The sequence below is a fragment of the Anaerotignum sp. MSJ-24 genome, assembly GCF_018918145.1.
Lineage (GTDB): Bacteria > Bacillota > Clostridia > Lachnospirales > Anaerotignaceae > Metalachnospira.
The window spans coordinates 43,222-65,022 of the sequence record NZ_JAHLPX010000004.1 but is presented as its reverse complement, the minus strand read 5'-3'; the positions used below and the strand labels follow the sequence as shown (position 1 = coordinate 65,022).

The 21,801-nt window shown below is 39.8% G+C and carries 22 protein-coding genes; 3 read left to right on the top strand and 19 right to left on the bottom strand.

Annotation, left to right across the window (positions count from 1 at the left end; all coding sequences use genetic code 11):
• Position 1: 1 nt before the first annotated feature.
• The 4 genes from rpmF to pta all read right to left on the bottom strand — a co-directional run bounded on the left by rpmF (position 2) and on the right by pta (position 3,069).
• Positions 2–181 carry a 50S ribosomal protein L32 gene (gene rpmF, locus KQI66_RS03495; RefSeq protein WP_216427291.1) on the bottom strand — a complete coding sequence of 60 codons (180 nt, stop codon included), beginning with the start codon at positions 179–181 and terminating at the stop codon, positions 2–4.
• Between the two features lie 5 nt (positions 182–186).
• On the bottom strand, positions 187–693 hold the full coding sequence (locus KQI66_RS03490; RefSeq protein WP_216427290.1) for a YceD family protein: 507 nt from the start codon (positions 691–693) through the stop codon (positions 187–189).
• Positions 694–827: 134 nt separating this feature from the next.
• Complete coding sequence (locus KQI66_RS03485; protein ID WP_216427289.1) at positions 828–2,027, bottom strand: acetate/propionate family kinase; 1,200 nt, start codon at positions 2,025–2,027, stop codon at positions 828–830.
• A 46-nt stretch (positions 2,028–2,073) separates the two neighbouring features.
• A complete protein-coding gene (pta, locus tag KQI66_RS03480; RefSeq protein ID WP_216427288.1) occupies positions 2,074–3,069 on the bottom strand; it encodes a phosphate acetyltransferase in 996 nt (331 codons plus the stop codon).
• 325 nt (positions 3,070–3,394) lie between these two features.
• Here pta and KQI66_RS03475 point away from each other — a divergent pair, with 325 nt between their 5' ends.
• Both KQI66_RS03475 and KQI66_RS03470 read left to right on the top strand, forming a co-directional pair.
• Entirely contained in the window at positions 3,395–4,600 is a 1,206-nt protein-coding gene (locus KQI66_RS03475) for a nucleotidyltransferase (protein WP_216427287.1), read from the top strand.
• Between the two features lie 59 nt (positions 4,601–4,659).
• Positions 4,660–5,703, top strand: coding sequence for a hypothetical protein (locus KQI66_RS03470; protein WP_216427286.1), 1,044 nt, complete (start codon positions 4,660–4,662; stop codon positions 5,701–5,703).
• 31 nt (positions 5,704–5,734) lie between these two features.
• On the opposite strand, the gene KQI66_RS03465 is transcribed toward KQI66_RS03470, so the two are convergent.
• The 6 genes from KQI66_RS03465 to KQI66_RS03440 form a co-directional block, all read right to left on the bottom strand.
• Positions 5,735–6,247, bottom strand: coding sequence for an ATPase (locus tag KQI66_RS03465; protein ID WP_216427285.1), 513 nt, complete (start codon positions 6,245–6,247; stop codon positions 5,735–5,737).
• 2 nt (positions 6,248–6,249) lie between these two features.
• Positions 6,250–6,738: a pantetheine-phosphate adenylyltransferase gene (gene coaD / locus KQI66_RS03460; RefSeq protein WP_253287651.1), complete on the bottom strand. Its 489-nt coding sequence runs from the start codon at positions 6,736–6,738 to the stop codon at positions 6,250–6,252.
• Complete coding sequence (gene rsmD / locus KQI66_RS03455; protein ID WP_216427284.1) at positions 6,735–7,289, bottom strand: 16S rRNA (guanine(966)-N(2))-methyltransferase RsmD; 555 nt, start codon at positions 7,287–7,289, stop codon at positions 6,735–6,737. The genes coaD and rsmD overlap by 4 nt, the downstream gene beginning before the upstream one ends.
• Before the next feature lie 129 nt (positions 7,290–7,418).
• Positions 7,419–9,464 carry an ATP-dependent DNA helicase RecG gene (gene recG / locus KQI66_RS03450; protein WP_216427283.1) on the bottom strand — a complete coding sequence of 682 codons (2,046 nt, stop codon included), beginning with the start codon at positions 9,462–9,464 and terminating at the stop codon, positions 7,419–7,421.
• Positions 9,465–9,711: 247 nt separating this feature from the next.
• Positions 9,712–11,367 (bottom strand): DAK2 domain-containing protein, encoded by a 1,656-nt coding sequence (locus KQI66_RS03445; protein WP_330654991.1) that lies wholly within the window; start codon positions 11,365–11,367, stop codon positions 9,712–9,714.
• Between the two features lie 17 nt (positions 11,368–11,384).
• Positions 11,385–11,741 (bottom strand): Asp23/Gls24 family envelope stress response protein, encoded by a 357-nt coding sequence (locus tag KQI66_RS03440; protein ID WP_216427282.1) that lies wholly within the window; start codon positions 11,739–11,741, stop codon positions 11,385–11,387.
• A 204-nt stretch (positions 11,742–11,945) separates the two neighbouring features.
• Between KQI66_RS03440 and KQI66_RS03435 the strand changes: the two genes are divergently transcribed.
• Complete coding sequence (locus tag KQI66_RS03435; RefSeq protein ID WP_216427281.1) at positions 11,946–12,146, top strand: large ribosomal subunit protein bL28; 201 nt, start codon at positions 11,946–11,948, stop codon at positions 12,144–12,146.
• A gap of 84 nt (positions 12,147–12,230) precedes the next feature.
• Here the strand turns inward: KQI66_RS03435 and KQI66_RS03430 are convergent, their stop codons facing one another.
• From KQI66_RS03430 to KQI66_RS03390, 9 genes are all read right to left on the bottom strand, one after another.
• Positions 12,231–12,380 carry a hypothetical protein gene (locus KQI66_RS03430; protein WP_216427280.1) on the bottom strand — a complete coding sequence of 50 codons (150 nt, stop codon included), beginning with the start codon at positions 12,378–12,380 and terminating at the stop codon, positions 12,231–12,233.
• Positions 12,381–12,437: 57 nt separating this feature from the next.
• Positions 12,438–13,436, bottom strand: coding sequence for a DNA polymerase III subunit delta (gene holA / locus KQI66_RS03425; protein ID WP_216427279.1), 999 nt, complete (start codon positions 13,434–13,436; stop codon positions 12,438–12,440).
• A gap of 2 nt (positions 13,437–13,438) precedes the next feature.
• Complete coding sequence (locus KQI66_RS03420) at positions 13,439–15,724, bottom strand: DNA internalization-related competence protein ComEC/Rec2 (protein WP_216427278.1); 2,286 nt, start codon at positions 15,722–15,724, stop codon at positions 13,439–13,441.
• Positions 15,725–15,742: 18 nt separating this feature from the next.
• Complete coding sequence (locus KQI66_RS03415; protein ID WP_216427277.1) at positions 15,743–16,693, bottom strand: GerMN domain-containing protein; 951 nt, start codon at positions 16,691–16,693, stop codon at positions 15,743–15,745.
• A 59-nt stretch (positions 16,694–16,752) separates the two neighbouring features.
• Positions 16,753–18,171: a HAMP domain-containing sensor histidine kinase gene (locus KQI66_RS03410; RefSeq protein WP_216427276.1), complete on the bottom strand. Its 1,419-nt coding sequence runs from the start codon at positions 18,169–18,171 to the stop codon at positions 16,753–16,755.
• Positions 18,164–18,853 (bottom strand): response regulator transcription factor, encoded by a 690-nt coding sequence (locus tag KQI66_RS03405; protein ID WP_216427275.1) that lies wholly within the window; start codon positions 18,851–18,853, stop codon positions 18,164–18,166. Before KQI66_RS03405 ends, KQI66_RS03410 begins: the two co-directional genes overlap by 8 nt.
• A gap of 17 nt (positions 18,854–18,870) precedes the next feature.
• Positions 18,871–19,125: a ComEA family DNA-binding protein gene (locus KQI66_RS11395; protein WP_216427274.1), complete on the bottom strand. Its 255-nt coding sequence runs from the start codon at positions 19,123–19,125 to the stop codon at positions 18,871–18,873.
• A 240-nt stretch (positions 19,126–19,365) separates the two neighbouring features.
• Positions 19,366–20,517 (bottom strand): iron-containing alcohol dehydrogenase, encoded by a 1,152-nt coding sequence (locus KQI66_RS03395; RefSeq protein ID WP_216427460.1) that lies wholly within the window; start codon positions 20,515–20,517, stop codon positions 19,366–19,368.
• Positions 20,518–20,534: 17 nt separating this feature from the next.
• Positions 20,535–21,797 (bottom strand): Zn-dependent hydrolase, encoded by a 1,263-nt coding sequence (locus KQI66_RS03390; protein WP_216427273.1) that lies wholly within the window; start codon positions 21,795–21,797, stop codon positions 20,535–20,537.
• Between the last annotated feature and the right edge of the window lie 4 nt (positions 21,798–21,801).

The window sequence follows — 21,801 nt, the reverse complement described above, 5'->3', positions numbered from 1 at the left end:
CTTAGTCTACAGGTGTAACAACCTTTTTGTTGTATGAACCACATGCCTTACATACATGGTGAGGCACCATAAGTTCTCCACACTTGCTGCACGCTACTAATGTAGGTGTTGCAATCTTCCATGTAGATGCTTTTCTTTTACCTTTTTTAGATTTTGAGACTCTTCCTTTGGGTACTGCCATTTCTTTTACACCTCCTCATCGAATTTGAGAAGAGAACGTAAACTTTCAAACCTTGGATCAACATATGTCGTATCACAGCCGCAATCCTTCACATTGAGATTCTGTCCGCAAACAGGGCAAAGACCCTTGCAGTCATCGCTGCATACAACTTTCATAGGCATAACCGCCAATATGTTTCTCATAACAGCTGAACTAAGGTCTATGGAATCTCCCGAAAAAGTTTCTATCTCTTCGTCATCACCGGCATTATTGCCGAATTTTTCATTTAGTTTGAAGTCCACGGATAGTTCAACAGGCTCTAAACACCTGCTGCAGGGCATACATATGCCAACGGAACCAGTTCCTTCGACATAGTAAATATCCTGTTCCTTTATTACTTCTCCTTCAAGACTGACAGGTGTTGTAAAAACCGCTCCATCGGCACCTAAGACTTCATCGCCAAGCTTTTCGTTAAGCTGAAAATCAAAGCTGGCCTCACGTCTGCCCGAAACAGCAGAAATATTAATAATCATATTTAATCACTCCTGTTAGCCACACTCAAATTATTATACTAATAACATTTATATTTGTCAATCTTATTTTTTATTAATTATTCTGCCCCATGCGTAAACATGAGGCAGAAGGAAAAATCAATTATTTGATAAGATTATTTTGCAGCTTCAACAAGCTCTTTTGTATCTCTTGCGATAACAAGCTCTTCATTTGTAGGGATTACAAATACCTGAACTCTTGACTGTCTTGTTGTAATTTCAATAGCCTTGCCTCTCTGGCTGTTGTTGTATGAGTCAAGCTCAATTCCGAGGTATCTGAGGTAATCGCAGATAACCTGACGCATTGTAGCTGAGTTTTCACCAAGACCTGCTGTGAATACAATAGCGTCAACGCCCTTCATAGCTGTTACATATTCGCCGATTGTCTTTGCAACTCTGTAAGCGAAAAGGTCAAGTGCTGATGTAGCTCTTTCGTTTCCTTCGCCCTCTGCTTCTTCGATGTCACGGAAGTCGCTTGATACGCCTGATACACCGAGAACGCCTGATTCCTTGTTAAGGATGTGGTCCATCTGAGCTGTTGTAAGGTTTTCCTTGTTCATGATGTAAAGAACAACAGCAGGGTCAACGCTACCGCTTCTTGTACCCATTGCAAGACCGTCAAGAGGTGTGAAGCCCATTGATGTGTCTACTGAGATACCTTTTCTTACAGCACAGATACTTGCACCGTTTCCGAGGTGGCATGTAACAATCTTAAGCTCTTCGATGGGTTTGCCCATAAGGTTAGCACATTCCTGTGAAACAAATCTGTGGCTTGTTCCGTGGAAGCCATATTTACGGATTTTGTATTTTTCATAGTATTCGTAAGGAAGAGCATAGAGATAAGCTTTTTCAGGCATTGTCTGATGGAAAGCTGTATCGAATACTGCTACCTGAGGAACACCGGGCATAAGCTTTTCGCAAGCTTCGATACCGATAAGGTTTGCAGGGTTGTGAAGAGGTGCAAGGTCGAAGCATTTCTTGATTGCATCTTTAACTTCTTCATTGATGATAACTGATTTTGCGAAGTATTCTCCACCATGTACAACACGATGTCCAACTGCGCCAATTTCCATTGTTGATTTGATAACGCCGTGGTCAGCGTCAACAAGTGCGTCCATAACAGCCTTTACAGCAGTTGCGTGATCGGGAAGGGGATCGTTTGATACATATTTATCCTTTCCTGTTGCTTCATGCTTAAGAACGCCGTCGATACCGATTCTTTCGCAAAGACCTTTTGCAAGTAATTCTTCTGTTTCGCTATCGATAAGCTGATATTTAAGTGATGAACTTCCGCAGTTTAATACAAGAATTTTCATGTTTATTTTCTCCTTATCTTATATGTTTATTAGTTAACTTTTTCAATCAGATAATTGTTGCCTGGAATGATGTAAGAGCTACGCAAGCTACGATATCCTCTGCGTTGCAGCCTCTTGAAAGGTCGTTTACAGGTGCTGCAAGGCCCTGAAGGATAGGTCCGAAAGCCTGTGCTCCGGCAAATCTCTGTACAAGCTTGTATCCGATGTTTCCTGCGTCGATGTCAGGGAAGATAAGTACGTTTGCCTTACCTGCTACATCGCTTGTAGGAGCCTTAAGCTCGCCAACTTCCTTAACGAGAGCTGCGTCAAGCTGAAGCTCGCCGTCAAGCATAATTTCGGGATGTTTTTCTTTTGCGATTCTTGTTGCCTCAACAACCTTTGTTACGTCAGCATGTTTAGCTGAACCCTTTGTTGAATGGCTGAGCATAGCAACTCTTGCTTTTCCGCCAACGAATGCTTCAAAGCTTGCTGCTGATGCAGTTGCGATAGATGCAAGCTCTTCGGGATTAGGATTCTGGTTAAGAGCGCAGTCAGCGAAAAGAAGTACGCCGTCGTTTCCGTATGTGTTGTCTTTGCAGCACATTACGAAGAATGATGAAACGAGCTCTGTTCCGGGAGCTGTCTTAAGAATCTGGAGTGCAGGTCTTAATGTATCTGCTGTTGAGTGGATAGCACCTGAAACCATACCGTCTGCAACACCGATTTTAACAAGGAGTACACCAAAATATGTATAGTCTGCTTTAACAGTCTTTAATGCTTCTTCGGGAGTAAGTCCTTTGCTCTTTCTTGCTTCGCAGAATGCAGCAACAACTTCGTCCATTCTTTCATAGTTTTCGGGATCTATAATTGTAGCACCATCAAGATTGCAGCCCTTTCCTGCTTCAAGGATTTTGTCCTTGTTGCCGATAAGGATGAGGTCAGCGACGTCCTCTTTGAGGATCATGTCTGCTGCATCAAGAGTTCTTCTTTCATATGCTTCGGGAAGAACGATTGTTTTTTTATTTTTCTTTGCTCTTTCTTTTATGCTTGTTAAAAAATCCATTGCAAAAAAACCTCCTAAAAATTTAGAAATAAAATAATTAACGGTATATATACCGCTCTCATAATTATACAATTTTTATTATATATCCTAAGCGGAAAATATTCTATATAAAAAATCCATAATATTTTAAAAAATCTCATAAAATTTTACTATAATAGTTATAGACGGTATTTTTATGAATACATAACATATCAAACCTGTTATTTTCTGTCTCCATACAACCGGATTTTACAGTCCTATACATAAAATTTCCACAGCAATTGCAAAATATACCTGAATACGGTTATAATAGGCACTATACAATAAATTGATAGGAAAGATACCGATGAAAACGACAGCAATAATCGCAGAATATAATCCGTTCCACAACGGACACAAATTTCATATAGAAAAAGCAAGAGAGCTGACAAACGCAGATTATGTAATCGCTATTATGAGCTCGTCCTTTGTGCAGAGAGGCGATTGTGCCGTATTCGATAAATGGTGCCGTACAAGGGCTGCTCTTTCCTGTGGTGCGGATATGGTAATCGAACTGCCTGTTGTTTACTCAACCTCATCAGCCGAAGGTTTTGCCTCCGGTGCGGTAAAAATAGCAGAAGAATCCGGCATTGCCGATTGTCTTGCCTTCGGAGCGGAAACAGATGATATTACGGCACTGAAAGCAACAGCCGATATTCTCTGCCGACAGCCGGAGGAATATCGAAATTCTTTAAAGACACATCTTTCGGACGGATTATCCTTTCCTGCCGCAAGAGCACTTTCGCTTGTGGAAAACGGCATATCCGGCTGTATTCTTTCACAGCCAAACAATATACTTGCCGTTGAATATATGAAGGCATTACAGCTTTTTTCGAGCACTATTGAGCCGGTCATAGTCCACCGCACAACCTCGGAATTTAATTCGGAAGAAATAAGCGGAAATATAGCATCGGCAACAGCCGTAAGAAAGGCATTATACACAAAGCAGATTGCTCTTGTGAAAAGCACAGTACCGGAAAACTGTTTCAGATTATATCAAGGCTGTAATTCTGTTTTTGCCGACAATTTTTCTCCTTATCTGAATTATGCTCTCAGATATTATTCGGCAGAAGAGTTGAAGCAGATAAGTAGCATTTCTGAAGGTCTTGAAAACCGTATACTCAAAACAGTCGGAGAGTACGACAAAATAAGTGACATATGCACAGCTCTTAAAACAAAGCGTTATACCTATACAAGGCTTATGAGAACACTTTTCCACATAATACTCGGAATAACAAAGGAGCATGAAAATATGTTTTCTCCGGTAGATTTCGAGCCGTATATAAGGGTTCTCGGATTCAGACAGTCTGCACTTCCGCTTGTGAAAAGCCTTACGCAGAACGCCTCCGTTCCTGTGATAATGAACATAAACAAGGATGAAAAAAAGCTCTCCGACAGTCAGAAAAAGCTTCTGGAATTGGAGAAAAAGGCTACAAACATATATTTTGCACCGAATAACGGAAAGCTCGGCCTTGATTACACTATGCCGCTGATAGTCGAAAAAGATATGTAAAAAATCCCTGTGTATGCTCATATTCTTAAATAAAGGCATTCGCAGGGATTTGTGTTTTATTGAAGAAAAATATATTTAAGCTTATAGTTTCATTTTTTATAATTGCAAATATAATTCTTTTTACCGACAGAATAACTATTTCCGCATACAACACACTTATGCTGTGGTTCAATACGGTTATTCCATCGCTGTTTCCTTTTATGATTATATCCTCATGGCTTGATTTTAATATAAGCATTACCGACAATATCGCCGATAAGATATGTATAAAACTTTTCGGCATTCCTTCATCGCTTATGCTTGTATTTGTTATCGGTCTGCTTTCCGGCTATCCCCTGGGTGCAAAAATAACAGCAGAGCTTTACCGCAGAAAACAAATATCAAAATCAACCGCACAACAGCTTTTATCTTTCTGCAACAACTGCGGCATTGTTTTTATAATTTCCGCCGTATCTTCATCTATGCTGAAAGACAGACAGGCGGCTGTATTTTTTATATCGATCACAGTCTTTTCGGCTTTATTAACAGGCTTTATACATAATCTGCTTTTTCCACAGGATAACATAAAGGTTATTGCACCAAAGACTGCCTTATCGCATACAAGCTTCAATTCCGCAATATCCTCTGCAATAGGCACTATACTGACGGTCGGCAGCTGTATGATATTTTTCTCCGTTATATCCGAATCGGTATTCAGCCTTCTGCCTCTTAAATCCGATATATCCAAAGCCTTTATCAGCGGAATATTCGAATTTACAAGAGGTGTAAAGCTTATATCGGTGCTTAATTACGGTAATAAGCTTAAATATTCAATGATTGCCTGCATTCTTTCATGGGGCGGAATATCCGTACATTTACAGACGGCAGCGGTTGCCTATGATGTGTTGAGCATACCGAAATATATATTCTGCAAAGCATTGTCGGCGGTAACAGCCTTTATAACCGCACAGGCTTTATACGACGTTTTCTTTGCAAAAGAAATCATAGCAGTATCAACAATATCTTCTCCAACGCCTGTTGTTCATTCATGGGCTTTATCCACAGCATTATGTGTTCTTCTGTTAATAACAAACAAAGCTTTTAGGCACACAAAAATGGGATAGCACAGCTATCCCATTTTATGTAAATCAGTTATCAGTCTTTCTTTATTCCTTTAAGTTCCTGTCTGTTTTCAAAGATAACATTGATGTTTTCTTTGTAGAACTCAAGCATTGCCTGAAATTCCTTTTCGATTGTTTCCTGCATTTCTCTTAAGCGCTGTTCTGCTGTTCCCATAATGTCATCGGCATATTCAATGGCACCAAGACGCATTTCCTTTGCACTGTTCTTTGTTTCTGTCATTATTTTTTCAGCCTGTTCATAAGCCTTCTTTGTTACGGCGTGCTCTTCAACAAGCTTGCCAAGACGGACTTCCGCCTCCTTGAGCATTTCGTCAGCTTCCTTCTGGGCATCAACAAGAATTTTGTTTCTTTCTTCAATAATCCATTTTGACTGCTTGATTTCGTTAGGGAGCTTCATTTTGATTTCATCAATTATCTCAAAAATTTCGTCCTTATCAACCTGAACCTTATTTGAAAAAGGTGAAGAACGACCTTCGTCTACCGCCTGCTCAAGCTCATCTAAAAGCTTTAATACTGTATCATCCATTCTTATCCCTCTCTTCCAGTCTTTTCTCTAAGCTTAGCCTCAACAACAGCCGGAACAAACATATCCAGTTTGCCGTTAAAAGCCAGTATTTCTTTAACGCTGCTTGAACTTAAAGTTATATTTTCAGGACTTGCAGCCAAGAAGATTGTTTCGACATCTCCCGTAAGCTGTTTATTGATTATTGCTCTCTGAAATTCGTTTGTAAAGTCATTGATGTCACGAACTCCACGCACAATAAGCTTTGCACCTATCTCAACGGCAAATTCGCCCATCATTCCTTCAACTCTCATTACCTGTACATTATCAATCTCTTTTGTAACCTCTTTGATAAGCTCCACACGCTCATCGGGAGTTAAAAGAGAATGTTTATTGGGATTTCCGCAGACACCAACCACGAGAACATCCACCATAGCCGAGGCTCTTTTTATTATATCCACATGTCCGTTTGTTATCGGATCAAAGCTCCCCGGATATATTGCTTTTAACATCATTCTTCCCCCAAAAATAAAAAAGTCATTACGGCAGGGCCGCATTTTCTTTCTTTATTTATTTTAAATCCGGCTACCTTCGGAAAATCAAAATCGTTTGCCGATTCGGCAACAACATATCCTTCTTCGGAAAGTATTCCGGCATTAAGTATCTCCTTTAAAACAGGCTCATAAAAACCTCCGGCATAGGGCGGATCCATAAAAATAATATCAAATCTCTCGTTTCTGTTTCCGAGAGCCGCTATTGTTTCCAAAACACCGCCTGTTATTACCTCTGCATCTTCCTCAAGCCTTGTAAACTTAAGGTTTGCTTTTATAACATCGGTACACGCCTTCGATTTATCCACAAAAACCGCTTTGGACGCACCTCTGCTCAATGCTTCAATTCCTATTGCCCCTGAACCGCTGAACAAATCAAGAAAACAGCAGTCGTATAAATCGGGATTAAGCATATTAAAAAGAGTTTCCTTAACTCTGTCGGTTGTCGGCCTTGTTTCCATGCCTTCAATGGTTTTTAACTGAAGACGTCTTGCTTTTCCGGCTATAACCCTCATATCAAAACCTCCGCATTTCTGCATATAATACAGATAGCTCAGAATAAACTACAATGAGTATATCAAACTTATATTGAAAAAACAATAAAAATTTAATTATATTGCATATTTTGCTTATAAACGTCAAAATCAGATACCGATATTGCTTATTGTAACATATCTGTCAAGCTCTCTTCCAAGGTCAATATTTTCCTCTTTTTCAAGAAGTCTGTCATTTTTTATAAGCTCGACGGCGGCGTCCTGTGCATACCGCAGAATGCTAAGGTCGGTATACATATTCGCTATTTTAAGACTTGGCAGTCCGTGCTGTCTTACTCCGAAAAATTCTCCCGGACCTCTCAGCTTTAAATCCGTTTCGGATATTTTAAAGCCATCGGTTGTGGACTTCATTACCTTCATTCGCTCCTTCGTGACCTCGCTTTTTCCGTCTGTAACAAGTATGCAGTAGGAGCTTTCACTGCCTCTTCCAACTCGTCCTCTAAGCTGATGAAGCTGTGCAAGGCCGAATCTTTCCGCATTTTCCACAAGCATTACCGTTGCATTGGGAACATTTATGCCTACCTCTATTACCGTTGTGGACACAAGTATGTCTATGCTTCCTTCCGAAAAAGATTTAAGTATTTCGTCCTTTTCGACCGATTTCATTTTTCCATGAACATATTTTATTCTCCTGTCCGCAAGCACCGTATCATAAAGCTTATCGGTATATTCCATAACCGATTCTGCTTCTATTTTTTCATTTTCCTCAACCATAGGACATATTATATATGCCTGTCTGCCCTTTTCTATTTCCTTATTAATAAAATTATATATTCTCGTTCTGTATGATGTATTTACCGCATAGGTGCTTATCTCTTTTCTTCCAGGCGGAAGTGAATCAATTATCGATATATCCAGATCTCCGTAAAGTATCAATGCAAGCGTTCTCGGTATGGGCGTTGCCGTCATAACGAGTATATGCGGATTATCTCCTTTGTCCGAAAGTATCTGTCTTTGTCTTACTCCGAAACGGTGCTGTTCATCGGTTATTACCAGTCCTATTTTTTTATATTCAACGCTGTCCTGTATGAGTGCATGAGTTCCGATAACAATATCAGCCTCACCGTTTTTTATTTTTTCGAGAACCTCTCTTTTTTCCTTTGCCTTTTGTCCACCTGTAAGCAGAACCGTATTTATCCCAAGCGGCTCAAATACAGCCTTAAAGCTTTCCAGATGCTGTGCCGCAAGCACCTCTGTCGGTGCCATCATAACCACCTGAAATCCGTTTTTGACCGCCGTATATGCCGCCGCCATGGCAACTGCGGTTTTTCCGCTGCCGACATCTCCTTGAACAAGCCTGTTCATAACCTTTCCGGAGGACATATCCTTTCTTATTTCGTTAAAAACCTTATTCTGTACATCGGTAAAGGAAAAGGTTAGCTGTCCGAAAAACGGTTTCATGTCAACCTTTTTCATTTTTGCTCCGGTTATTTTTCCGTCGCTCACGCTTTTCATTCTCAAAAGCATCATCTGGAGCATAAAAAATTCTTCAAATACAAGCCTTTTTCTCGCTATTGCGTAGTTTTCCATGCTTTCCGGCTCATGTATATTTTTTATGGAAAACTGTCTTCCGGCAAGCTTATATTTTTTTCTTATATCCATCGGAAGATAGTCCTTTATATATGCCTCTGTTTCATCAAGCACCGTCTTTATCGTTTTGCGGAATACCTTCTGGCTTAAACCTGCCGACAACGGATATATGGGTTCTATACTGCCCTTCCATTCCTCATCGTCAGGAATTTTTTCCACATCGGGCGATATAATCTGCTTTCTGCCGTTTTTGACCGTAAGCTTTCCTATAATTGCATACATAATGTCGGGCTTTATTATATTTTTTGCATAGGGCTGATTGTACCAGACGACAGTTATACTTCCGCTTGCATCATAAACTCTTACCTGTGTAATTGCCATGCCTCTGACATATGCTGTTTTTGCCGTTTCTTTAGACGCAGCCAGTATAACAGAGTTTTCGTCTTCTTTAAGCTCGGAAATAAGGACAGCCTTTGTTCTGTCCTCATAATCTCTCGGATAATAATTAAGCAAATCCTCTGCCGTTTCTATCCCAAGCTTTTTGAATCTCTTTTCTCTTTCCGCACCTATGCCTTTTACTGTACTTATAGGATCTTCAAGCCTCATATACACACCCCAATTAAAAACCGCCAAAGCTGAAATTTGCCCGGCGGTTTTAGGTGTATCCCAATGAGAAAACATAAAAAATGAAATAGCGGAAAGTCTGCGTATACAAGAAAGCTTCCCGCAGTCATTCTTTGACTTAGGCTGTCAAGGTGAATTGACACAGCAGCCGTACTTTTCAGCATTTCAGAATTCAAGTTTTTTCATCCGGGTGCACCTTTATTTATATGTTCTTTGTTTTATTTCCGTTTTATTCAACAGAAATGATGTAATAGTAAAGCTGCTGGTTTCCGCAGTGAACCTCAACCTCACAGTCAGGGAATTTCTCGTTTATAAATGCTTCAATTTCGTCTGCCTGCTCTTTGTTTACGTCACAGCCATAATAAATGCTTATTATCTCGCTGTCTTCGTCAGCAGCCTTTTCGATAAGGTCTTTTGTTGTCTGCTGAAGCTCTTTGCCTACAACCGCAATATCGCCGTTAAGCATACCGAGAATATCTCCTGTTGCTATTTCCTTATCGCCAAGCTTTGTATCTCTTACAGCATATGTTACGGTTGCTGTCTTAACGCTTTCGATAGCAGATGTCATGTTTTCAACAACGTCCTCAATCGCATCTTCGGGATTATAGCAGAGCATAGCCGAAATTGCTTCGGGAACGGACTTTGTAGGAACTACAAATACTTTTTTGCCTTCTGCCATTGCCTTTGCCTGTTCTGCCGCAAGGATAATATTCTTGTTATTAGGCATAATAATTATATTATCTGCATCAATTTTATTAACAGCGTTAAGAATATCCTCTGTACTGGGATTCATTGTCTGGCCGCCTTCGATTATTTCGTCAACGCCAAGATCCTTGAATATATCCACAAGACCGGAGCCTACGCATACAGAAATGAATCCTGTTGCCTTATGCTCTTTTACAGGCTCAGGTTTGTTTTCTGCCTTTCCTTCTGCTTTGAAATCTATTTTGCTTGTATGCTGTTCACGCATATTGTCTATCTTAAGACCTGAAAGACTTCCGATTGTAAGTGCCTTTTCAATAGCCATACCTGGATGATCTGTATGCACATGAACCTTTATTATTTCATCATCTGCAACAACAACAAGGCTATCGCCGATTGAGCTGAGATAGTTTTTAAGTCCGTTTACAATCGAATCAGCCGGATGATCAACATTTACAAAGAACTCTGTACAATATCCGAATGTAATGCTTTCATTGTCAACAGATGCAAGTGCGGAAAATTCTTTTTTAGCGGCAGAGGCTGTATTTTCTTCAACCTTAACCTCTTCATTGCTTTCAATAACAGCCATTGCTCCTTCAAGGAAAATAAGAAGTCCGACACCGCCGGCATCAACAACGTCTGCCTGTTTAAGGACAGGAAGCATCTCCTTTGTCTGAAGAAGAATTTCATGTCCGTCCTTAAGAACTGCCTGCATAAATTCAACAACATTGCTTATTTTATAGCAGTTCTTCATTGCACTTTCGCTCATGATTCTTGCTACTGTAAGAATTGTTCCTTCTTTCGGTTTCATAACAGCCTTATAAGCCGTTTCAACCGCTTTAACACAGGCCTTAGCAAGAAGAACCGTATCTGCCTCTTCAACACCGTCAAGCTCCTTAGAAAAGCCTCTTATAAGCTGAGAAGAAATAACTCCGGAGTTTCCTCTTGCGCCTCTTAATGAACCGTTTGAGGCAAGCTTTGCAACATCACCGATTTTAAGAGATTGGCTTTTTTCAACCTCTCTGGCAGCCGCAAGAACTGTAAGGGACATATTTGTACCTGTATCTCCGTCAGGAACGGGGAATACATTAAGGGCGTCAACCTTATCCTTCTGTGAATTAAGGCTGTTTGCACCCGAAATAATCATTCTTTTAAGCAATAAACCATTAATACTTGTTACCACTGGTAGTCCTCCTTAGATCATCCGTCGACACGTACACCCTCGACGAATACGTTAACCTGTTCTACGTTTATGCCGCAGACAGTTTCAACTTTATATTTTACTGTACTTATTGTATTTTCAGCAATGGCCGTTATGTTTGTGCCATATTCAACGATAATGTGCATATCTATAACTATTCTGTCTTCTTGAACACTGATCTTAATGCCCTTTGTCAGGCTTTCAACCTTAAGCAGCTGGAAAATATCATCTTTTACATTTTTTGCCGCCATACCGACAATTCCGTAGCAGTCAATAGCTGTAAGACCGGCAATTCTTGCGATAACTTCGTTTTCAATATTGATGGTGCCGTATTGATTTTCAAGTTTAGCTGACATGTTATTACCTCCCATATTCATATAATCTTTTTTATTATACCACTAATATTATAAAATTAAAATTAATTTTTGTATATTACCCTTAATAAATGTACAAAATTAAAAAAATTTTATTAAAAGCATCAAAACTTCTTGCAAAACAAACCGTTTTCTGATAATATACTGATGTTATGTCACGCAATAGTAACTTAGGAGGTGTAATAAATGGCAAAGTGTGAAATTTGTGAAAAGGGTATGCGTACTGGTCACAGAATCAGTATCAATCGTAGCCAGGTCAGCAGACGTGCTAACAGAACATGGAAACCCAACGTAAAAAAGGTTAAAATCAACGACAACGGAACAGTTAGATCAATCTACATCTGTACAAGATGCCTTCGTTCCGGCAAAGTTACACGTGCTATCTAAAACGCAGTCTTTGAATATAAAGCACATTTAGGTCATTTCAAACGATACTTATTGAAATGGCCTTTTTCATACCCATTTTTCTTTTCAGCAACTATCAGATATTAGGTATATTCCTACAGCCGCAAGAACCACTGCGGCTATAAAGCCCCACCACGGAAAAAACTTGGCTATAAGCATTCCCATGGCAAAGGCCGTTAATATCGCTCCGCAAAGCTTTTTAAATTCTCTGTTCATAGGGCAGTGCTCCAAAATATAATCTGTTACATTATATGAAACAAAGACTTTTAAATATCACATTGTACCTGCTCTTGTTATTATGAGCCTTTCTATCTCTATTTCCAGCTTTGTTCCTCCGCTTCGTGCATTGTAATCCACATCAATACAGGAATTAAGCGCCTTAACAAGCATAGGATAGCTGAATTTATTCGCCTGTCTTAATGCCGACGTAACAGCAAATGGCATAACTCCGAGCCTTTTTGCAATATCGGCATTGGGAAGTCCGCTTTCCGACATACTTTTACTGTTAAGTATTATTTCGAACTGCCTTCTGATGAGTGCAAAAACTCTCTGTACAGGTTCGTTATATATCAAAAGGTTTCTGTATATCTCCAATGCCTTTTCCGTTCTGCCGTCAATCATGGCGTTTATCATGTCGAAAACCTTAACCTCAAGTGTCTTTGTGCATACGGCATTTATATCCTCTGCCGTAACCTCCTGTCTGTCACCCATATAAGCTATGAGCTTATCGGTATCCGAGCTTAAAAGCTCAAAATTAGCACCTGCGTTTCGTACCATCTGCACACATAAAGCCTTTGATATTTTGAGCTTATTTTTTGTCAGCTTTCTTCCGACTATATCGACAATATCCTTTTCGTCAAAGGGCTTTATCTCCTCGCAAAGGCCTTTTTTCGATATTGCCTTATAAAGTTTAAATCTCTTGTCTGTCTTTATTTCCGAAAAAACTATACATACATAATCCGGCACAGACGCCATATATTCGGCAAGTATATCGCTTTCCGTTTTTTTGTTTTCGGTAAAAAAGCCGCATTCTCTTACTATAACAACTCTTCTGTCACTCAAAAACGGAAATGTTTCCGCAGCCTCTATTATCTGTCCGGCTGTTGTTTTGGCGTCATTAAACACCGAAACATTCATAAGCTCGGAAGCCTCGTCAACAAGCTTTTTCTTTATTCTGTCCTCATATATTTTTCTTCTTACGGAATCCTCTCCGTATAAAAGATAACAGCTTTTCAAACCGTTTTTTAAATCATTGTCTATTTCAAGTCCCATAATCAGTTTCCGTTTCTGTAAGTTTTTATTTTATAATTTCCGTCTTTATCCATTTTAACCGTAACAGCTCCGTCCAAGCCGGTTACATAGCTTTCAATATTGTTTTCTTCAAGCCTGTCCATAACCTCCTGTGTCGGAAAGCCGTATTGATTATTCTTTTCTGCCTCAATAACCGCATACCCGGCATTTGTTTTTTCAATAAATATTTCCGAAGAAGAGTATTTAGAACCGTGATGAGGTATTTTTATTATATCACAGGATATATTCTTTCCGTCCTCAACAATTTCCTTTTCTGATGCACTGCTAATATCTCCCGTAAACAATATTTTTGTTCCGTAATAATCAAAGCTGATAACAAGTGAGCCTTCGTTTTCCTCTCCGTCATAATTTTCGGGAGGATAAAGACAGTTAAACACACAATTATCTCCGACCTTTATGCTGTCGCCTTCCGACATTTTTATTATTTTAACATTATGTTTAAATGCCGCTTTTATAAATTTATCGTAATTTTCCTTATTTTCGTGGCTTACATCGGAAATCACCGCACATTCCGCCATGTCTGTTTCAATAAGCCTAAGCACTCCGTTCAGGTGGTCGCTGTCCATATGCGAAACGAAAACCAAATCAGCCTTTTCTCCTTTTGCCTCAAGATAATCCACAATTTCCGTAGCGTTTAACGGGCCTCCGTCAACAACGGCAACCAACCTTCCCGGAATATTTATCAGCGAGGCATCACCCTGTCCGGCATCAAAAAACACAGCCTCGGCAGGCATATTTATATATGTGCTTACATATACCAAAGCGCATATTATTCCTGCAATGCAAAACATTAACTGCCGTTTCTTATGCTTTTGGTTTAACAGTATTCCGAAAATAAATATGTAAATAACGACAACAGCCAAAAACGACGGTTTAGCCGTATTCAGATAAACAATATCAAAGCCGGATAATTTTTCTGCCAGGTTATTATAAACCGTAAGGACGCTCCTTGCAACAATGCTGAGCAGTTCTGCCGGAAATCTTAAAAGCAGTGACAATGCTCCGGCAAGCATAAGTACAACCGTCAAGGCGCTTATTATCGGAACAAGCAGAATGTTGGAAATAACCGAGATAAGTGAAACTCCGCCGAAAAAGTACATTACTGCCGGAGATGTTATTATCCACGCAATAACAGAAAACAATATTGATTTTCCGACCTTATTCAGCTCCTTGTTTTTCTCCGTAAGCCTTGCCGCCGTTATAACCGCCGCAACGCCTGTAAACGATAACTGGAACGAAGTATTCCACAGATAAAGCGGATTTATCAACAACATTATAAAAGCCGCAAAGGCAGATGTATTTATCATTTCACGTTCACGATAAAGGAATATTCCGACATATGACGTAACCGACATGATTACCGCTCTTATCGCCGACGGCGAAAAACCTGATATAAACAAATACACTATAAGCACAAATGCTGCGGGTATAACCGCAATTCTTTTATTCAGCTTAAGAACCTTAGTCATAAAATAAATAACTGCAAGTGCCGCAATAGAAACGTGCAGTCCGGAAACCGCAAGCACATGGCTTATGCCGAGCCTTATATATGTATCTCTTGTTTCCGACGGTATATCGGATTTATAGCCGGTAACAAGTGCCTTTGCAACGGACGCCTCTCTTTCCGGCATTGTTTCATCGAAAAATCTGTTTATTTTATCTCTTGTTCTTTCGGCGGTATAGATAATTCCGTTTGTACAACCTATTTTTTCTGTATCATAAGCCCAGAATGACGACACATATCCATTTGAAAACATACAAAACCTGTAATTCAACTGATACGGATTTGTCAGCTCTGAATAGGGAAGAATTTTTCCGTTCGCCTTTATGACATCTCCCGGCTGAAATTTATCTTTGGCCTCATTGCAGTATATTTTAATTTTGGCACTTTTACTCACAGAGCTTTTCATATCGGAAATATAGTCAACGTCAGTATTAATTACTGTTCTTCCGTTTTGTGATATATCCGTACTTATAACCGTTCCGTAAAGCATTTGTCTGTCGGTATCCGTAAGCTTTACAATATTTTTGTCCATATTCATGGCATTTGTGCACATAACCGCTCCGATTACCGCAATTATGGGAATTGCAAGCATTTCTTTGTTACCGAATTTTTTAAACAAAGCAAATGCCAACAACTTATATACAACAAAAAACAGGAACAGCTTAAGGCAGGTACAATCGACATACCTGCCAAAAACTATTCCCGATATAATTCCGACAAGGAACCATAAAAACGGACGTTTCATAAAATCTCCGCCTTAAAATCAAAACTGTATATCATAGTTCGGTTCAACCGGCTTACTTAAATCTATAACATTCCTATAACTGTCAAGCTTTTCGCCTTCAATCAAAAATTGAACCTTTGTAACATCTTCTATTTCGCAGAGTGAATTAACAATACTGTACACAGCCGCAAGTGCATCTTTTTCCAACCCAAGCTGTTTATTAACAAATTCAACACTTAAATCCACATAGCATACACCATCGGCAGTACTTATGTCCCTTATTTTTGTATCATAAGGCACTGTACTTCTTAGACTTTCGTCCTCAGGTCCGGCAATTACCTGTTCAACAATATACCTTTCCACAGGAAGATTCGGGTTTACCTGAACTTCTCTTATTTCAGTGCTTAATGCCGAGCCTTCGGAATTTTCAAAATACAGAGTAAGTATTTCATAATTTGTAGGTTCGGCGGAAATATCACCGTTCATAATTACATCTTCTCTTCCGAGCTTGCCCATAAGCATTCCCTTTGCCGTTTTAAGCTCACTTCCGTCAACCGTTATGAGAAGATAATCCACAAAATCCAACGATGTGAACGTATACACAGCTGCCGCCCTGAACGCAAGCTCTTCTCCTGACGTCATTGAATTGTACACAGCATTAAAATCTATTGTTAATGTTCCGTTATCAATATAAATACTGTTTATTTCAAGTCCTCTTGGAACAACGCCGCTTCTTTCTTCTGTTTTTGCAATACCCGACAGCTTTTTAAACAGGCTCAGTACCTGTTCATTCTGTTTTTCGGAGTCCATAATGACATTTTCGGCTTTAAGCATCTGCGTAATATTATCAATATAATAAATCTCGCAGCAGTCTTCGCTTACATATGGCTGCTGTTCAACATTATCCGAAGAAGTACATCCCGTAAACAGACCTGTCAAAACAGCGAGCATTAATAATATACATAATGTATGTCTTAAATATTTTTTCATATATCAACATATAATCCGGATATTCTTTTTTAGTACAGGATTACTCTCCTTTCTTCCATTTATTTCTGTTTAAGCGGTATTCTTACAACAAAGGTTGTTCCTTCGTTTTCCGTACTGGAAACCTTTATGCTTCCGTTGTGCATAAGTACGGCAGAACGTGTTATGGCAAGGCCAAGGCCTGTTCCTCCGGTCTGTCTGTCTCTGTTTTTATCAACTCGATAAAATCTGTCGAATATTTTGTTCAGCTCTTCCTCCGCAATGCCTATGCCTGTATCGGAAACGGTTATAAAGGCATTCTGGTGATCGGCGTCAACTGTTACGGATACCTTTCCGTTTTCGGAATTATATTTTATTCCGTTTTCTATAAGATTGCTTATTGCAAGCGAGAGCTTTGTTTCGTTCACCTCTGCGGTAACGCTTTTCGCCTTTGTATAGTTCAGCTCAATGCCTTCCGCATCAGCAATAGGTGTAAGCCTTTTTACAATATCCTCAACCATATCGGATATTACAACAGGCTGTGGATTGAGCGGAACCTCCTGTCGGTTGAGCCTTACGAGCGTAAGAAGGTCATTTATTATAGCCGTCATTCTGTCAACCTCGGAGTTTATATCCTCAAGGAATTCCACATACATCTCCTTCGGAACCGTATCGGGATCCTGAAGAAGCACCGAATCGCTCAGAACCTTTATGGAGCTCAAAGGTGTTTTTAACTCATGCGAAACATTGGACACAAATTCCTGTCGGTTTGTTTCCACCTGTTCAAGCTTTTCCGCCATGTTGTTGCAGGATTCGGAAAGCTCCGCAAGCTCTGTATGAAGAAAGTCATTTACGGTTATTCTCTGGTCAAAATGTCCTTCCGACATCTTTTTAATAACCTCAATAATTCCGTTTATCGGATTTGTGAAGAACCATGAAAGGAATATGGTCATAAGCACGACCACAACAACAAGCACAAGAATAATGCTCAAAACACTTTTTTCTATTTCGGACACATTTTCGGCAATATCCGCAACGGAATCACAGACAAGCACAACACCTATACAGTTGGAGCGGTCGTCCATAATCGACACTGCCGCATGAATAGTATCATTTGCCTGCAGAGACGAAACATCTTTATTGTTAAGTGCATCAACGATTTCCGGAAGATAATATATTTTTCCTTCCTCCGTTTTGTTTGAATCATTTATTACAACGCCGGTATTGTCCAACACCATTATTCTGTAACCGCTCTGCTTGCTGGTCTGGTTAATATCGTAATCAAAAAGTATAGACTTGCTTTCGTCATGCATATAATCGGAAATGCTTATATGTCCCGAAATAACATTAGCCTGAAGCAGAAGCTCCTTTTTTCGTTCCTCAATAAAATATTTTTCAACAGACTCAAAGGTAAGGTTCGAAAGTATAATAAGCGGACAAAGCCCTATGATAAGATAGGTTATAAGAAGAGTCCATTTCAGTTTTATATTTCTTTTAGCCAAAATAATAGCCAACTCCCCATTTTGTGAAAATATATTCCGGTGCACTCGGTTTCTTTTCTATCTTTTCTCTAAGTCTTCTTACATGAACATCAACCGTACGCACATCTCCGGGATAATCAAAGCCCCATACTGTGTCAAGCAGCTTTTCTCGGCTGTAAACCTTGCCCGGTGTTTTCATCAGCAGTTCAAGAAGGTCAAATTCTTTTGCCGTAAGATTTGCCTCTTTTCCGTCAACAAACACTCTTCGGCTGTCCAAATCAAGATACAAATCTCTTACTTTCATTTCGTTCTTAACCTGTGTTTTTTCGGCCGTATGCTTTGAGCTTCTTCTGAGGACAGCCTTTATTCTTGCCTTAAGCTCAAGAATATTAAACGGCTTTGTCATATAATCGTCAGCACCGTATTCCAGTCCCATTATTTTGTCCATATCCTCGCCCTTTGCCGTAACCATAATTATCGGAAGGTTTGAAAACTCCCTTACTTCACGGCATACCTGGAGTCCGTCCATTTTAGGCAGCATAACATCAAGCACAGCAAGATCATAGTCATTTTTCTTTATTAAATTAAGTGCCTCTTCTCCGTCATAGGCAACATCAATATCCATTTCGTCCTGTTCAAGAGAAAATTTTATTCCCTTTACAATAAGCTTTTCATCATCAACAACAAGTATTTTATATGCCATAATAACCTCCATACGGTTCAATCAACATAAGTAAACTCTTCCAGTGTTTTATATGTAACAGGCAGTATGCCTTCAATCTGAGCCGTTTCCTCAATACTTTCAAACCTTCCGTTTTTCTCTCGGTATGAAATTATAAGCTCCGCCTGCTCCTCATCTATAAACATAAGACCGATTAAATCCTCTGCCTCTGCCGCATTGAGATTAACTCTTTCAACGACATTCGGTGAATCTGCGTTCTCATCTGTTTCACTGCTTTCAGCCGGAATAAACACAATTTCTTCTACATTCCGCCTGTTATTATAAGTATACCAATATATCGAAATAAACACCATAAATCCTATAAAAATAATTATAATACTCCTATTAGCTTTTATGATGTCCACTTCCTTTTTGAACCAAATATATCTATGCTTTAATTATACATATCCCTGTAAATTTCAGCAAGCGGATAAAAAATAAATCCTGTCCCGATTCCTTTAAGAACCGAAACAGGATTATATCAATAATCAATATCACCAGAGTGATTTATATAAATCGAGAATATCTTCTTTTGTCACTTCTTTTATTGTGTTTGACGGACTTCCGCTGGCAAGTGCGTCCGTTGCCATTTTGTCCATAACCTCAAAGAATTTGTCCTTGTCTATGCCGTATTCCTCAAGCGTAGGAATTTCGCATATTCTGCAAATATCTCCGAGTGCCGCAATAAATTTTTCTGCGGCTGTCTTGTCATCATCGGAAGCCTTTGCTGTGCCTATTGCCCTTCCCAGTTCTGCAAATTTGTCATACGCTCCGTCAACGGCAAATGCCATACATTTTTCCAGAAGCATTGCGTTTGATGTTCCGTGTGCCACATGGAACAATGCACCGATAGGACGGCTCATACCATGTACAATAGTTACGGACGAATTGTTTATACATATGCCTGCCTGCAATGCGGCTATCGCAAGTCCGTTTCTTGCCTCAATGTCATCTCCGTTTTTATAGGCTCTCGGAAGATATTTGAATATCTTCTGGACAGCGGATATACAATAAGGATCTGTAAGCGGCTGTGCCTTTTTCGAGGTATATGCCTCAACAGCATGAGTAAGTGCGTCAAGAGCCGTAGATGCCGTTATTCCCTTCGGTGACGATTTTGTAAGCTCACCGTCAACAACTGCTATGTCGGGAATTAAGACCGTTCCTTTCAAAAGCATTTTTATATCCTTTTCGCTGTCCGTAATTACGGTAAACTGTGTTGCTTCTGAGCCTGTTCCGGCTGTTGTCGGAATTGCCGCCATCGGAGGAAGAGGCGTTTCTATAACCTTTCCCATATAGTCAGAAATCTTTCCGCCGCCTGTCACAAGTGCACCTATTGCTTTCATGGAATCCAGAGGACTTCCGCCGCCTATTCCTATGAGAAAATCACAGTCTTCTTTTTTATATACTTCAACACCTTCATTTATCATTGTGTCTGTCGGCTCGCCTGTTATTCCCGTAAATACGGCATATTTAATGCCTTCCGAATCAAGCATATCAGTAAGCTGTTTGAAAATATCCAGCGTTACAACAATCTTTCCGGTAACTATAAGTGCCTTTTTGCCAAGCTCCGCAATATATTTTCCTGATAAAGCAAGAGAATTTTCGCCATATATAATTTTTTTAGGTGTAATAAATTCGCTCATTATATCACTCCTTCGGTAAATTATTCGGCATCAGCCTTAAGAACCGCATTGAGCATTACCGATGCGCCTTCCGTACAGTGCTCCGGTGATGAATATTCAGGCTCACAATGTGAAAGTCCGTCCTTTGACTGAACGAATATCATTGTTGTAGGAAGCATATATGATGTAAACTGTGCATCATGTCCGGCACCGGAATGAATATACTGATGTGATACTCCAAGCTCATCACAAGCCTCTTTAACATAACCGACAAGCTTTTTGTCCCAGTAAACGGTATCTCTGTTCCATGCTCTTTCCACTTCACAGGTACAGCCTGCCCATGTTTTTTCGGCACAGCTCTTTACGACCTCAAGAACCTTTTCAAGCTGTTTAGGATCCTCATGTCTTGCATCAATGGAGAAATCAAAATAATCGGGAACACAGGTATGTACACAAGGGTGGCATACAACCTCACCTGTCGTATAAACAAGCTCGGGAATGTTCAGCTTATCAATTTCTTCGTGAATATAGCAAAGTGCCTGTGCCGCCGCAAAGAACGCATCTTTTCTCTTCGGCATAGGGAATGTTCCGGCATGAACAGTCTGTCCGTAGAATTTAACACGATAGTTGAACATACCGAGTACACAGTCAACAACACCTATATCGTTGCCGGCGTCTTCAAGAATAGGGCCTTGTTCGATATGTGTTTCAAACATATACTGATATTTGTCAGGTGAAATTCTGTATTTTCTGTCACCCTTAAATCCTGATTTTTCAAGAGCCTCTCCGAATGTGCTTGTGTTGTCGAGAATGCTCTTTGATGCCATCATATCCTCATATTTAAATTTAACTCTTATATCCTCGGGAAGATAATCGTAACATACAATGCCCGAAACCATCATTGCAGGAGGATAAAGCGAACCTTCTTCATTTGTCCATATCATGGCTGTAAGAGGATGCTTATGGGGAATTTTCTGATCGGCAACGGTTTCAAGAACCTCCATTGCGGACATAACACCGAGAATACCGTCGTAGTTGCCGCCGTTTTTAACGGAGTCGCAATGAGAACCCATCACAATTCTTTTTGCATCGGGATCACTGCCGGGAAGTGTTGCATACATATTTGCAACATCATCAACCTCGATTATCGCTCCGATAGCCTCCATACGTTTTTTAAATTCGTTTCTTGCCATTATTGCTTCGGGAGAAAGCGAGTATCTTGTGATACCGCCATGTCCCGCATCGCCGAATTTGCTGAAGGTTTTTATTTTATCTGTCATTCTTTCAAGACTGCATTTATACATATTA